Source organism: Serratia sp. 2C06 (assembly GCF_050037615.1).
Classification (GTDB): Bacteria; Pseudomonadota; Gammaproteobacteria; order Enterobacterales; family Enterobacteriaceae; genus Serratia; species Serratia ureilytica.
Map to the genome: position 1 here is coordinate 4,221,085 of NZ_CP188299.1, position 14,034 is coordinate 4,235,118.

Genomic DNA, 14,034 nt, shown 5'->3' on the forward strand with positions numbered 1-14,034 from the left:
TCACCTTTTAAATCAATAAACTCATTATTATGCGGCGGCGTCCGTCAGACGCTTTTCACGGTTCAAGGTTTGCAACGCCGAGACATCGACGATCAAGGCCACGCTGCCGTCGCCCAAAATGGTCGCGGCGGAAATGCCCGGCACTTTGCGGTAGTTGCTTTCCAGATTCTTCACCACCACCTGATGCTGGCCAATCAGCTGATCCACCAGCAACGCATAGCGGCGGCCGGCGCTTTGCAGGATCACCACAATGCCCTGGGTGGCGTCGGTTTTGGCGCCTTCCACTTCGAATACCCGATACAGTTCCACCAGCGGCAGGTATTCGCCGCGCACCTGCAGCACGCGCTCGCCGCCGGCCAGCGGGTGCAAGTCTTCCGCCTGCGGCTGCAGCGATTCCATCACCGCGTTCAGCGGCAGAATAAAGACTTCGTCGTTCACTTTGACCGACATGCCGTCGAGGATCGCCAGCGTCAACGGCAGCAGAATGCGGATGGTGGTGCCTTTACCGGCCTGCGAACGGATCTCGACGTGGCCGCCCATCTCCTGAATATTTCTTTTCACCACGTCCATGCCGACGCCGCGGCCGGAAACGTCGGTCACCTGCTCGGCGGTGGAGAAGCCCGGCGCGAAGATCAGCATGCCGACCTCTTCGTCGCTCATGCTGTCGCTCACCGCCAGCCCTTGCGAAGCGGCCTTGGCGAGAATTTTTTCGCGGTTCAGACCGGCGCCGTCGTCGATGACCTCAATACAGATGTTGCCACCCTGGTGTTCGGCCGACAGCACCAGATTGCCCACCGCCGATTTACCGGCGGCGATGCGGGTGGCCGGCTCTTCGATACCGTGATCGAGGCTGTTGCGCACCAGGTGCGTCAACGGGTCGATAATCCGTTCGATCAGGCTCTTGTCCAGTTCGGTCGAGCTGCCCTGCAGCGTCAGCTCCACCTGTTTGTTCAGCTTGCCGGCCAGATCGCGCACCAGACGCGGGTAGCGGCTGAAGACGTATTCCATCGGCATCATGCGGATCGACATCACCGACTCCTGCAGATCGCGTGCGTTACGCTCCAGCTGGCTCATGCTGTTCAGCAGATCGCCGTGGTTCACCGGATCCAGCGTGCCGGAACGTTGCGCCAGCATCGACTGGGTGATCACCAGCTCGCCCACCAGGTTGATCAGCTGATCCACCTTTTCCACCGCTACGCGAATGCTGGTAGATTCGCTCGCCTTGGCGCGTGCTTTCGGCGCTTCGGCCGCTGCGGCCGCCGGTTTGGCGGCAGGCAGCGCAGCGCTGGCGACCGGCGCCGGTTCCGGCGCAGCGACCGTCTCCGGCAAGTTCGCCTCCGCGACGGCCGGCGCGCTTTGCGTCGGCGTCGAGAAGCTGATTTGTTCCGGTTCCAGCACGAAGCACAGCACGGCGCTGATGTCGTCTTCGCTGGCGGAGGTGAGCAACGTCACGTCCAGGCTGTGTTCCGTCTGATGCGGGTCTTTAACTTCGCCGAGGTTGCCCAGCTCTTCCAACATCAAGGGGATTTCACTGGCTTTCAGCCCGTTCAGGCTGATGCGCATGCCGCCTTCGATCGCCGCCGGCGCGGCCGATGGCTGAGCGACCGGCTGCTGAACGGCGGGTTGAGCCGCAGGCGCCTCCTGCTGCTGTTGCGCTTCCAACGCCAGCTGACGCAGCGCCTGGCAAATGTATTCAAAGCTTTCAGCGTCAGGCTGTTGCGAGGTTTTATAGGCGTCCAGTTGCTCCTGCATAATGTCTTTGGTTTCCAGAAACAGGTTGATAATCTCGGTGCTCAGGCTCATTTCCTGGCGTCTTGCACCGTCCAGCAGGTTCTCCAGCAGATGGGTGGTTTCCTGCAGCACCGAAAAACCAAAGGTCGCCGCGCCGCCCTTGATCGAATGCGCCGCGCGGAAGATGGCGTTCAACGGCTCGATATCGGGGGCCAACGGATCCAGCTCCAGCAGGTGTTGCTCCATGTCGGCCAGCAACTCGTCCGCCTCATCAAAGAAGGTCTGATAAAAATCGCTAATGTCCATGCTCACGGGGTCACCTCTGGCTGTGAGTCGCGGTTAGTCGGTGCGGGTGCGGCCGCCGGTGGTTCCGGCGCCTGGTCGGCCGGGGCTATCGCCGGGGACGCCTGCGGGGGAACGCTCGGCGTTGGTGCCGCGGGTTCCGGGGCTGTCGTCGAGGATTCCGGCGCTTGGCTGGCCGGCGCGGTCGCCGACGGCGCCAGCTGCTTCAGGCTGTCCGGCTGGGCAATATCCAGCGCGTTGCTTTCGGCATTTTCGTGCTCGATGCCCTCTTGCGTTTGCTTGTTCAACACCAGTACGGTGATGCGGCGGTTAATCGCATCATCGGCGCCATGCTGTTTCAGGCTCATGGTGGCCGCCATGCCTACCACCCGCAGCACTTTACCTTCCGCCAGGCCGCCGGCGATCAGCTCGCGTCGCGACGCGTTGGCGCGATCGGCCGACAGTTCCCAGTTGCTGTAGCCGCGTTCGCCGGTGGCGTAAGGGATGTCATCGGTGTGGCCGGACAGGCTGATTTTGTTCGGCAAGTCGTTAAGGATCGGCGCTATCGCCCGCAGAATATCGCGCATGTAGCTCTCGACCTGCGCACTGCCGGTTTTGAACATCGGCCGGTTCTGGCTATCGATAATCTGGATGCGCAGCCCTTCGTCCATCATGTTGATCAACAGATGCGGTCGCAGCGCCTTCAGGCGCGGATCGGACTCAATCAACTCATCCAGCTTTTCACGCAGCTTGTTCAGGCGCAGCTCTTCGGCGCGCGAGTCCGGCGAATCGACCTGTTTTTTCACCAGGCCATGCTGTTGCGTTGGATCGTCGCCGCCGCCAGGAATGGGGCTGCTTTCGGAACTGCTCTTGTCGCCGCTGGTCAGGGCAACCTTGAGCGGCGTGCGGAAGTATTCGGCGATTTGCGTCAGCTCCTGCGGGCTGGCGATCGCCAGCAGCCACATCACCAGGAAGAACGCCATCATCGCCGTCATAAAGTCGGCATAAGCGATCTTCCAGGAGCCGCCGTGATGGGCGGCATGATGCGACTTGCGCTTTCTGACCAAAACGACCGGATGATTCTGTTTCATGCTTCTTCTTCTTCCGTCGCCTGCTGCGCCGGCGCTTTCACGCGGCGCACGTGTTCTTCCAGCTCAACGAAAGAAGGACGTTCGGTGGTATACAGCGTTTTACGGCCGAACTCGACCGCGATCTGCGGCGCGTAACCGTTCAGGCTCGACAACAGCGTGACTTTGATGCACTGCATCATCTTGACGTTTTCGGCGCTCTTCTGACGCAGCAACGTCGCCAGCGGCGAGATGAAGCCGTAGGCCAGCAAAATGCCGAGGAAAGTACCGACCATGGCGTTAGCGATCAGCGCGCCCAGTTCAGCGGCCGGACGGTCAGCCGAAGCCAGGGCGTGCACCACCCCCATCACCGCCGCGACGATGCCGAACGCCGGCAAGGAGTCGCCCACCATCGCCAGACTGCCGGCGGGCACTTCGCTTTCCTGCTCGTAGGTTTCGATCTCTTCGTCCATCAGCGCTTCGATCTCGAACGCATTCATATTGCCGCTCACCATCAGCCGTAAATAGTCGGTAATGAACTCCACCAGGGTGTTATCGGCAAGGATGCGCGGATAATTAGAGAAAATTTCACTTTCTTGCGGATTATCGATATCGAACTCGAGCGACAGCATGCCCTGCTGACGCGATTTGGCCAGCAGACGGAACAGCAACGCCATCAGATCCATATACAGATCTTTGTTGTATTTGGAACGGCGCATCAGGCGCGGCAGGGCGCGCAGCGTCGCTTTGATCGCCTTGCCGTTGTTGCCGACGATGAAAGCGCCGACCCCCGCCCCGCCGATAATCAGAAACTCCGCCGGCTGATATAACGCACCGAGATGACCGCCCACGATCAGGTAGCCGCCAAACACCGCACCCAATACCACGAGATAACCCAAAATAACTAGCACACGCATTCCTTAAATTAACAATGTGGATGGAAGGTGGGGCAAACGCGCCCTGGCGCGACAGACCAGGCTGCATGTCTGGGGGCGGCATGCCGCCCCTGCGTATCACACGTCGGTATTCATTGCCGAGAGCCGGCAACGTGGCGGCTCAAATGGCGCGTTTGACCTGCTCGTCCAGCAGTTGAGGAATAATATCGGCCAGTTGCGGCGAAAGTTTACGTCTTTTTACGGCGCGGGATGGGGGTTGGCATAAACTGCAGATGAAACCGTTCAGCGGCTGGTGCGCGTGGGTGATAAATGCGCCGCCGCAGCAGCTGCAGGCGGAGAGCTGCAACATGCCGCTGTCGACGAAGCGCACCAGCGTCCAGGCGCGGGTCAACGCCAGCAACGGCGCCTCGCCGGCCTGCTGCGGGCACTGCTCCAGGTAGAGGCGATAGGCTTTGATCACCGCTTCCACCCCGCTGCACTGTCCGCTTTTCATCAGAAACAGGTAGGCGTTATAAAACATCGAGGAATGAATATTCTGTTCCCAAGTCATAAACCAGTCGGTTGAGAACGGCAACATTCCTTTTGGCGGCGGGCTGCCGCGCAACTCCTTGTAAAGTTTAATCAAGCGCCCGCGGCTGAGCTGGGTTTCACTCTCCAGCATCTGCAAACGGGCCCCCAGCGAAATCAGCTCCATGGCGAGCTGAATGTCCTTGGCTTCTTGAACAATGCTTTTCTCAACCATCATCAGGCTCTTTTCTTCGTCGGGCTAGCGTCTTTACTCGATAGCTCTTGCAGTAAATGGCTTGATAGCAAAATGCCGGTATGGATTTGTTGCAGATCGTCGACGCGCGACTCTTTGGTCAGGCGTTCGATGGTCTGGTGATCGTTAAAGCGGAAGTGGCAAACCAGCTGGTTGGTCTCGGCCAGTTTGACCATTTGCGGCAAAGTCAGCTGCGCCAACGCATCGGCCATGGTCTCATCAATACCAAGGCGGAACATCGCGGACGCTTTTTCATCGTTGATCAAACGCTGTGCTAAAAGTAAATATGACAAATTGATGTCATAAATATGCTTAAGTAATTCAGACGTACCCATATTCCCCATCCCGACAGACTATGTTTAAAAACATACGCTGGGTGATAAATTTTATCGCCCGTGACCTGGGTTGTTTCCCAAAGTTGGCAAATTAATCTCTCAAAAACGACTGCTATAATTTTCGCCAATCGCTAAATTCGACCACTGTTCAGTATTTGCTACGAGCGTAAACCAACGTGTATGGATGTACAGCATTCTGCTTCGATAGTGTTTAGTCACCATGAAACTATTTTTACAAATTTAATAAGATTATTCCTAAAGCAGCGCAACTCTACCCCCGAACCATTAGCACACACAATGTAAGTGAGAGGCAATTTTAAATACAATGTGACATAGATCACAAAAATAAAAAATAATTAAGCCAAATACCCCTAAATTCGCACATTTTATGACCCGCATTTTGCTCATAAAATCGCCTTAGGTAAAAAAACGTCTTAAAAACAATGTTTATCAGCCAAAAAATTATCTTTTTTAGATCAATTCGAACAAAACCATCACCAAACCAAAATAACAGAACAAAAATCTGCATATAGGCAACAATCTTAGTATAAATAACCATTTGAGCCGCTAAAAAATATCCCAGGTGAAAAATAACCAATGTAAACTATAAGGTTATTAGCTATCGGATTTGACTTAAACCCTCCGCAGAGGGTTGTTCTAATTTTCAACATCAGGTGATTATGGCTTATCAATGATTCGCTGGCGTAGTGAACAAGCCAATAGACGTAACGATATGTTTCCGTATTAGCGCGGCGCAAGAATGTTTTTTTAACGTTAAATTGCCCCAAAACGACATATCGGCAGCACATCCTAAAGCTTTAGCGTTTTTTTATTTCTTTTTTGCCGGCGCATTAATTACCACGCCGTTCCAGACGTTATTAAAATTCCCGCGCCCCATCGTTTCATTGCAATAAAATAAAACGCAGTTTTGTTTTACTTGCCATAATCGCGCAGGCCAAACAGGCGTAGTTTCAATGCCGACAGCGGCAACATACATCGCCTCGTGCTGCGAGCGCCCTCCGGACAGGCGAAAAAAACGCCGCCAAAGGAGAGCGAGCGCGGCTTCGCGCGCTTGCATGCAGCGAAACGTCGACGCTTAAGCTTCTCGTTCGTGACGCATCGCCCTGAGACTTTCCCTATTTCTTCATTTATCAGCAGGATGAGATTGCTGATGGCGCACTTGCATATTATGATTTATCCCAGCGCCGCCACGGGCGGCGTCACATTATTACCCAGTGCAATTTATTCACTTGAAATGATTTTTGTCAGGTCGTACATCGCTGCCTCGACGGCGTCGCCGTGAGCCGCTATGTGTTATTCACCCGGCTTTAACTATTAACAGGCTATATTTTAATCATGACCGATACGCTCGAATATCTGCTGACATTCCGTAAATGCTCCTCTTTGGACAGCCTGGAGAAGGTGTACGACAAACTGAACTATTCCATTGAAAACGATACAGAAATGAGCAATATGTACCGTGCTGCCGACCACCGTCGCGCCGAGCTGGTTGCCGGTAAATTGTTCGATCTGGGCAAGGTGCCGAAAACGCTGTGGGCGCAGGTGCTTTAATTCAGTGAAATTACGTGCGGCAACGGTTTTATCTTTTATTGCTATATAACCGGAGCAAACTCAGCTTTTATTGCCGCGCGTGATGCGAAACACATTTATTCCCCCCGCCAGGTTCTACCCTTTATCCGAGCGCAGCATTTCATCCAAGGCCCCGACGCGGCAGCCTGAAACACGACGGATGCAACAAGGAGTGGAATATGGGGTATCAAAACGTTCTGGTTACCGTCGCCGTCGCGCCTGACAGCCATCGCCTGGTGGAAAAGGCCGTCTCTATCGTCCGCCCCTACGGCGGCAACATCACCCTGTTAAGCACCCTCGCCAATCCGGAAATGTACAATAATTTCGCCGGGCCGATGCTGGCCGATTTGCGCACGCTGATGGAAGAGGAAACCCGGCTGTTTATGGAGGAACTGCGCCAACGCGCCGGCTACCCGATCGCCGATACCCTTATCGTGCATGGCGAGCTTGGCGACAGCCTGGAATACGCCAGCCGGCATCAGCCGTTCGACCTGCTGCTCTGCGGCAATCATCGCGACGGCATGATGAATAAGGTCTCCTGTTCCGCCGCCCGCTTTATCAATATAAGCCATATCGACGTGCTGATCGTTCCGCTCTAAGGCTAAGCACATTCGGTAACGTTGCCTTGCCGCCCCTGGACTAGGCTTAACGAATCTTGTTTGTCGCAACGCAAAGGAGCTTTCGATGTCCCCTTCTCAACAGAACCGCCGCTTCCTGCTGGCTTCGCGTCCGCACGGCGAACCGACGGCGGCGAACTTCCGTCTCGACACGGTCGCCGTGCCACAACCCGAGGCCGGCCAGCTGCTGCTGCGCACCGTATATCTGTCGCTGGATCCTTATATGCGCGGGCGCATGAGCGATGCCCCCTCCTACGCGCCGCCGGTGGAGATCGGTCAGGTCATGGTGGGCGGCACGGTATCGCGCGTGGCGGCTTCACAGCATCCCGATTTCAACGTCGGCGATTGGGTGTTGGGTTATGACGGCTGGCAGGATTACGCCCTGTCTGACGGCAGCGGCCTGCGCAACCTCGGCCCGCACCTGCCGCACCCTTCCCGCCTGCTCGGCGTGCTGGGTATGCCGGGATTTACCGCTTACATGGGGCTGCTCGACATCGGCCAACCGCAGGCGGGTGAAACGCTGGTGGTGGCCGCCGCCAGTGGTGCGGTCGGTTCGGTGGTCGGCCAAATCGGGAAGCTAAAAGGCTGCCGCGTCGTCGGCATCGCCGGCGGTGCGGACAAATGCCGCTATGTGGTGGAAGAGTTGGGTTTCGACGCCTGTATCGATCACCGTGCCCCCGACTTTGCCGAACAGCTGGCCGCCGCCTGTCCGCAGGGCATCGACATCTATTATGAGAACGTCGGCGGCGCCGTATTCGACGCCGTGTTGCCGCTGTTGAACGCCAAAGCGCGCATTCCGGTCTGCGGCATCATCGCCCATTACAATGCCACCGGGTTACCCGCCGGGCCGGACCGCTTACCGTTGCTGGAAGGGCTGATCTTACGTAAACGTATCCGCATGCAGGGCTTTATCATCTTCGACGATTACGGTTCACGCTTTGATGAATTCCTGCAACAGATGAGCAGTTGGGTCGAGCAAGGAAAGATCAAGTTCCGCGAGGACATCGTCGATGGACTGGAGCAGGCGCCGCAGGCCTTTATCGGCCTGCTGCAGGGCAAAAACTTCGGCAAACTGGTGATCCGCGTCGCTGACGAATAACGCGCATCAGGGCGTGGCGCGCCACGCCCTGCTTGTCAATGCACGGCACCGTCGCCGAATTGCACATCCTCCTCTACCGTGAGCGTCACCTGCACGAGAGTGCGCACCGCTTCCACCATCGTCGCCAGCGCCATACTCGGCTTGCCCGGATGCGCCGCCGCCAGTTCATGGCTGTACGGAATGTGCACGAATCCGCCCCTGGCCCGCGAATGCCGCGTCTCCAGATAGTGACGCAGACCATAAAAAATATGGTTGCAGTTATAGGTGCCCGCCGTGTAAGAAACACCCGCCGGGATCCCCTGCCGGCGCAGTTGCTGCACCGCGGCCTTGACGGGCAGCGTACTGAAATAGCCCACCGGCCCGCCGGCAACCACCGGCACGTCAATCGGCTGTTTACCGGCATTGTCGGGAATGCGGGCATCGATCAAATTGATGGCTACCCGTTCCAGGGATATTTCGGCTCGGCCGCCGGCCAGCCCCAGACAGATCACCGCCAGCGGCTGCAATGCCTCAATCGCCGCGATCAGCTGCTGGTTGGCCACGCCCAATACGCACGGCAACTCGAGCACCGCGATCTCCGCGCCGGCGATACGCTCTCCGGCCAATGCCTGCGCGACCTGCCAGGAAGGGTTCACCGCGTCACCGTCGAACGGCTCAATGCCGGTGATTAACACTTTGTTCATCATTTCCCCTGATTGAAGGCTAAATACGTGTGCTACCAGCCTAGGGAACGCTGTAAGATTCTGGAAATGGATTATCTGTATATAGAGTATTCATAAAATGAATTTAGCCAACGTCGATCTCAATTTACTGGTGGTGTTTGAAGCGCTGTATCAGACTCGTAACGTCACCGCCGCGGGCCGGCGTCTTAACCGCGCGCAACCTTCCGTCAGCAATGCATTGGCGCGACTGCGCATTCTGCTCAACGATCCGCTGTTTGTCCGCAGCGGCGGCGGCATGGCGCCCACGCCGCGCGCCCACCAGCTTATGCCGCAGATACAGCGGGTGCTTGAGCAAATCCATCTGGCGTTGGCGCCCCCTGCCCGTTTCGATCCGGCCACCGCCGGGCAGCGGCGTTTTACGCTGGCCGCCGGCGACTATGCGGATATCTTGCTGCTGCCCGCCATCATCAGCCGTTTGCGTCAGGCGGCACCCGGCATCGATATTCGCGTTTCGCGTCTGGATCGCCGCAATATTTACCGTCAGTTGGATAGCGGGGAGGTGGATGTCGCGCTGGGAGGGCATCTTTCCGGGGCGGAAAGTCACTATGTGCGCACGTTGTTTGAAGAGCATCTGGTCTGTATCGCCAGCCGTTCACACCCGCAATTGGCGGATGGCCGCTGGGATCTGGCCCGCTACCTCAGCCTGCCGCACGGGCTGTACGCGCCGGCTGACGACGGCTCCGCCAGAGGCTTGGTCGACCGCCGCCTGGCGGAAATCGGCGGCCAGCGGCGCGTCGCCGTGACCTTTTCACACATTGTCGCCCTGCCGGCGGTGGTCGCCGACAGCGATCTGATCGCCACCCTGGCCGCCAGCGTGGCCCGGCGTTTTTCCGATCCGCAACGCGTACGCATTCTCCCGCTGCCTGAGGAGTTGGCCATCGCGCCTTTCCCCATTGAGCTGATCGCCGGCCGACAGGCGCAACGCGACCCGGCCTTAATCTGGCTCTGTGACCTGATAAGCCGACTTTCCCTCGATCCCCTTCCGCGCTAACCGCATCAATTGCTGCTTTATCAACCATTCAGACTCACCGTCGGAGGCCCACACCGCGGGCTTTTCACGCAGGCCAAATAGGAATCATCCGAATTAACATTCGGTAAATTTATATATTTGATCATCTTTAACTAACGAATGGTAAGGATAAAAAATACTCAGTGACTTTTTTCACGGAAAAAAAGAGTTGTTTTATAAACACGTTGACTTAAGTGTTACAGATTTATTATTTGGTATTACCATTTTCCCAATAATTTTGGATAAAAAAAGATCTGCTCGTATCCATATGTTTTAGATAATAAAAAACCAGATCGTGAGCAAGTTAACGAATTGAGCATTGATCCACAAGGCTATTTTGCAAATGCAGAGCTCTATTGTAGACTGCACAAATCGTGCCTTTGTGTAAACTTTGTTAAATCTTTCGTCAGCCCCTGTCTCAATTCGTGACAGATACGCCATCGGGATCGCGCGTCAAATCTCGTGCGGTAGCTATGCCTAAACCGGGGATATAGTATGGATCGCCTTATCATTGCGCACACACCTTTGCCCGCCTATCAGCTGTTGTTCAGAAGCCTTTCCGGTGAGGAAAGACTGGCCGGGCTGTTCGAGTTCGACGTCGAGCTGCTCAGCCCTGACAATCGCCTCGATCTGAAATCGCTGCTGGGACAAAAAATCACGCTGGAGCTGCGGGGCAACCCGATGGCCCCGCGTTATCTCAACGGCAATATCACGCGTATGACCCTCTCCGGACGAGAAGCCGGCGGCAACCGCTACTATATCTACCGCGCCGTGCTGCGCCCCACGCTGTGGTACCTGACGCAAAACCGCGATTTTCGCATCTATCAGGAAAAGACCGTTCCCGACATCCTGACCCAGGTGCTGGGGCAGTATCAGGTGAAGATCGATAACCGTCTGAGTTACGACTACCGCATCTGGGGGTACTGCGTGCAGTATCAGGAGAGCGATTTCGATTTCATCAGTCGTCTGATGGAACATGAAGGCATCTATTACTATTTCACGCACCAGCAGGACGGCCATACGCTGGTGCTGGCCGACGCGCCGGCGGCGCATCAGGAACTCGCCGGCTATGCCAGCATCCCCTATCAGCTCGCGGAAGGCGGTCTGGTGGAAAACAAGGACAGCATCAACAGCTGGAGCGTCTCGGACGCCATCACGCCCAGCCTGTATAGCCTGGATGACTACGATTTTCGCAAACCGCGCGCGCGGTTGCTCGAGGCCCGGCAGAATCCCGCCTCGTTCGCACAGGATAAAGCCGAGGTGTTCGACTGGCCCGGGCGTTATACCGATCACGCCCACGGCCAGTTTTACGTCAAGGTGCGCCAACAGGAGTTCGAAGCGCAGCATGAGCAGATGAGCGGCGAAGGCAGTTCGCAGGGCATTGCGCCCGGCTACCGTTTTCAGCTGATCCAGGCGCCGCGCATGGAAGACAACCGCGCCTATCTGGTGGTCAGCGCGCGTTACTTCATGCAGGAAAACAGCTACGCCAGCAACGATAACGACGTTGGCGAACAACATACCGAATTTCAGGTGGTGCCGGCGGACATCAACTGGCGCCCGGCGCGCACCACACCCTGGCCGAAAACCCATGGCCCGCAGACCGCCGAAGTGGTTGGCCCGGAAGGCGAAAGCATCTGGACCGATAAATATGGCCGGGTGAAACTCAAGTTCCGTTGGGATCGCCACGGCAGCGGCAATGAAACCAGCTCCTGCTGGGTGCGCGTCTCCAGCGCCTGGGCCGGCTGGAAATACGGCGGGATCCAAATCCCGCGCGTGGGTGAGGAAGTGGTGGTCGACTTTATCAACGGCGATCCGGATCGCCCCATCATCACCGGCCGCGTTTACAACGAAGACAGCATGCCGCCTTGGGATCTTCCCGGCGACGCCACCAAAATGGGCTTTATGAGCCGCAGCAAAGGCGGCGGCGTCGACAATGCCAGCTTCCTGTTCCTGGAAGACTCGCCCGGCAACGAATCTTTCGACATGCACGCCGAACGCAACATGAACATGACGGTGGAAAACGACAAGAACGTCAATATTGACGGCAGTCGCACCACCACCATCGGTCGCCAGCAGAACGATACCGTCACCGGCGACGCCACGTTCCTGTACAAAGCGAAACGCACCACCACCGTCGATGGGCTGGAAACCGCCAACCTGAACGCTCACCAGACGGTGAACATCAAAGGCGGCCGCGCCCTGACGATTATCGACGGCGGCGATAAGATCGACATCACCGGCAATCAGTCCTTCAAGCTTGACGGCGCGCAGACGCAAAACATTACGCAAACCCAGCATGTCACGGTGAAGGGCGACCAGACCCTCGACATTACCGAGGGGCAACAGACCAACACCATCAACAAGGGGCAGACGGTCAACATCACCTCCGGCGGGCAGCACACCACCATCACCGCCGGCGGGCAAACCACTACCGTCACCGCAGGCGGTCAGACGCTGACGGTGGAGGCCGGCGGCCAGACCACCGACATCACGGGGAATGTCAAAGAAACCTACAAAAACGATCAGCAAACGACCATTAGCGGTTCGCTGACCATCACGGCAAAAACCATCAGCATTACCAGTGAGGACGGCGTGTCTATTTCGGCGCCCACCTGGAAAGATAACTGCCACGGCTATAAGTGGACCGCGATAGGCGCCAACCTTGCCTTAACGGGGCTGAGCGTCAAGCACACGATGTTCGATGTTTCCCATAACCCGCTTTCGATCAGCAAAACCAATTTCAAGCTAAGCAACGATCCCATGACGTTCACGCAGCTTGGGGCCTTAATAACCAACGGTTCTTTGCGATTGAGCAGCAAGGCGCTGGCGATCTTTTTATAAGTAGGGATGCCCATGTCCAAAGCCAAAAATATCTTCACCGTAATCGGTTTGATTTTATTGGCCCCTATTCTCAGCCTGGTGGGTTTTTTCAAATTCATCACGGTCGATATCTGGGGCTATTTCAAACACATCGGTTCCTCTCTCAGCGTGATGGAGAACGGAGTTTCCGCCTCCGGGCAAATCGTCAGCATCCGCCAGACCAACCTGTGGGACGGGAATCGGCCGGTCTGCGAAGTGGAAGTCAAATACATCGCCCAAGACGGAAAAAACCATACGGCCGTCGCGAAAGGCCCGATCAGCGTCGTTGATCTGCCGCGTTATCAGCCGGGTCATTTCACCGCGATAAAGTACGATCCCAAGAACCCCAAAAAAGCGGTGATCGAAGAGTTATCCCGACTTTGAGCGAAAAGAACCTTTTCAATCAACGCGATCCGATTTCAACGTTGTGAAAACGACTTGTCGTCCATCAGCTCGCTAAATTACCTTGCATAAGGAAGTGTCACGATGGGCGCGTTTATTGCCTTTTCGACTCAGGACAGCCTCTGGGGACAAATCCTGTTTACCTTCTTAGGCATCCTGGTTGGCGGCGTATTGATCGCCGCCATTTGCAAGACCGTCTTACCCGCGGGCAGAACGGCGGCATTGTCCGTCCGGTTGCTGATCTTTGTCGCACTGATGCTGGCGATCCTGAAGTACAACCAGCAGGTGATGTCTGCGGTGAACGCGCCCGCGGAGCTGATCGGGTTCCTGATTTTGCCCGGTTTTTTGATGGGTTACCTGGGTGCGGCGGCCCCCGGCAGACTGGCGCTGGCGATAGAACTGTGCTGTTTTGCCCCGCTCGCCGCGCTGCTGATTCTGGGCACCGCCGGCGTCGGCTTTTTTGCCCCCTATCATCTGGAGAGCACAGGCCAATTTACCGCCAAGGCGATCGCCGCGGCATTGTCCGTCGCCGTCGTACTGCTGGCTCGTAAAATAAGCGGGAAGGACAACGCACTGTCCTCTTGATAATCCCTTTGACGCGAGGAAATGCTCCCCGCATTCGCGATCGGCTCTGGACGCCGCATCGTTTTCTTCATCTGTTGTGA

At 56.6% G+C, this 14,034-nt stretch carries 14 protein-coding genes; 7 read left to right on the plus strand and 7 right to left on the minus strand.

What is annotated here, in order from left to right; genetic code table 11:
- Positions 1 to 27: 27 nt before the first annotated feature.
- The 6 genes from cheA to ACP3TA_RS20780 all read right to left on the minus strand — a co-directional run bounded on the left by cheA (position 28) and on the right by ACP3TA_RS20780 (position 6,149).
- Positions 28 to 2,043, minus strand: a complete 2,016-nt coding sequence (gene cheA, locus ACP3TA_RS20755; protein WP_033643535.1) for a chemotaxis protein CheA — start codon at positions 2,041 to 2,043, stop codon at positions 28 to 30.
- The gene (gene motB, locus ACP3TA_RS20760) at positions 2,040 to 3,104 is read right to left on the minus strand and encodes a flagellar motor protein MotB (RefSeq protein ID WP_206196321.1); all 1,065 of its coding nucleotides are present in this window, start codon (positions 3,102 to 3,104) and stop codon (positions 2,040 to 2,042) included. The genes cheA and motB overlap by 4 nt, the downstream gene beginning before the upstream one ends.
- Entirely contained in the window at positions 3,101 to 3,991 is an 891-nt protein-coding gene (gene motA / locus ACP3TA_RS20765; RefSeq protein WP_015378266.1) for a flagellar motor stator protein MotA, read from the minus strand. The genes motB and motA overlap by 4 nt, the downstream gene beginning before the upstream one ends.
- 145 nt (positions 3,992 to 4,136) lie before the next feature.
- On the minus strand, positions 4,137 to 4,721 hold the full coding sequence (flhC, locus tag ACP3TA_RS20770; protein WP_016927281.1) for a flagellar transcriptional regulator FlhC: 585 nt from the start codon (positions 4,719 to 4,721) through the stop codon (positions 4,137 to 4,139).
- Positions 4,721 to 5,071, minus strand: coding sequence for a flagellar transcriptional regulator FlhD (flhD, locus tag ACP3TA_RS20775; RefSeq protein WP_033643537.1), 351 nt, complete (start codon positions 5,069 to 5,071; stop codon positions 4,721 to 4,723). Before flhD ends, flhC begins: the two co-directional genes overlap by 1 nt.
- An 829-nt stretch (positions 5,072 to 5,900) precedes the next feature.
- Positions 5,901 to 6,149: a hypothetical protein gene (locus tag ACP3TA_RS20780; protein ID WP_127897182.1), complete on the minus strand. Its 249-nt coding sequence runs from the start codon at positions 6,147 to 6,149 to the stop codon at positions 5,901 to 5,903.
- A gap of 278 nt (positions 6,150 to 6,427) precedes the next feature.
- On the opposite strand from ACP3TA_RS20780, the gene ydgT reads away from it, so the two are divergent.
- From ydgT to ACP3TA_RS20795, 3 genes are all read left to right on the plus strand, one after another.
- The gene (gene ydgT, locus ACP3TA_RS20785) at positions 6,428 to 6,643 is read left to right on the plus strand and encodes a transcription modulator YdgT (RefSeq protein WP_004934895.1); all 216 of its coding nucleotides are present in this window, start codon (positions 6,428 to 6,430) and stop codon (positions 6,641 to 6,643) included.
- Positions 6,644 to 6,840: 197 nt separating this feature from the next.
- Positions 6,841 to 7,260: a universal stress protein UspC gene (uspC, locus tag ACP3TA_RS20790; protein WP_033643538.1), complete on the plus strand. Its 420-nt coding sequence runs from the start codon at positions 6,841 to 6,843 to the stop codon at positions 7,258 to 7,260.
- 85 nt (positions 7,261 to 7,345) lie between these two features.
- Positions 7,346 to 8,377: an NADP-dependent oxidoreductase gene (locus tag ACP3TA_RS20795; protein ID WP_046687338.1), complete on the plus strand. Its 1,032-nt coding sequence runs from the start codon at positions 7,346 to 7,348 to the stop codon at positions 8,375 to 8,377.
- Between the two features lie 35 nt (positions 8,378 to 8,412).
- On the opposite strand, the gene pcp is transcribed toward ACP3TA_RS20795, so the two are convergent.
- Positions 8,413 to 9,060: a pyroglutamyl-peptidase I gene (gene pcp / locus ACP3TA_RS20800; RefSeq protein ID WP_046688505.1), complete on the minus strand. Its 648-nt coding sequence runs from the start codon at positions 9,058 to 9,060 to the stop codon at positions 8,413 to 8,415.
- Positions 9,061 to 9,157: 97 nt separating this feature from the next.
- Here pcp and ACP3TA_RS20805 point away from each other — a divergent pair, with 97 nt between their 5' ends.
- From ACP3TA_RS20805 to ACP3TA_RS20820, 4 genes are all read left to right on the plus strand, one after another.
- Positions 9,158 to 10,090: a LysR family transcriptional regulator gene (locus ACP3TA_RS20805; protein WP_033643541.1), complete on the plus strand. Its 933-nt coding sequence runs from the start codon at positions 9,158 to 9,160 to the stop codon at positions 10,088 to 10,090.
- Positions 10,091 to 10,603: 513 nt separating this feature from the next.
- Positions 10,604 to 12,949, plus strand: a complete 2,346-nt coding sequence (locus tag ACP3TA_RS20810) for a type VI secretion system Vgr family protein (protein ID WP_047574740.1) — start codon at positions 10,604 to 10,606, stop codon at positions 12,947 to 12,949.
- Positions 12,950 to 12,961: 12 nt separating this feature from the next.
- Positions 12,962 to 13,351: a DUF3592 domain-containing protein gene (locus tag ACP3TA_RS20815; RefSeq protein WP_033643543.1), complete on the plus strand. Its 390-nt coding sequence runs from the start codon at positions 12,962 to 12,964 to the stop codon at positions 13,349 to 13,351.
- 102 nt (positions 13,352 to 13,453) lie between these two features.
- Complete coding sequence (locus ACP3TA_RS20820; RefSeq protein ID WP_060660577.1) at positions 13,454 to 13,954, plus strand: hypothetical protein; 501 nt, start codon at positions 13,454 to 13,456, stop codon at positions 13,952 to 13,954.
- Positions 13,955 to 14,034: the final 80 nt, after the last annotated feature.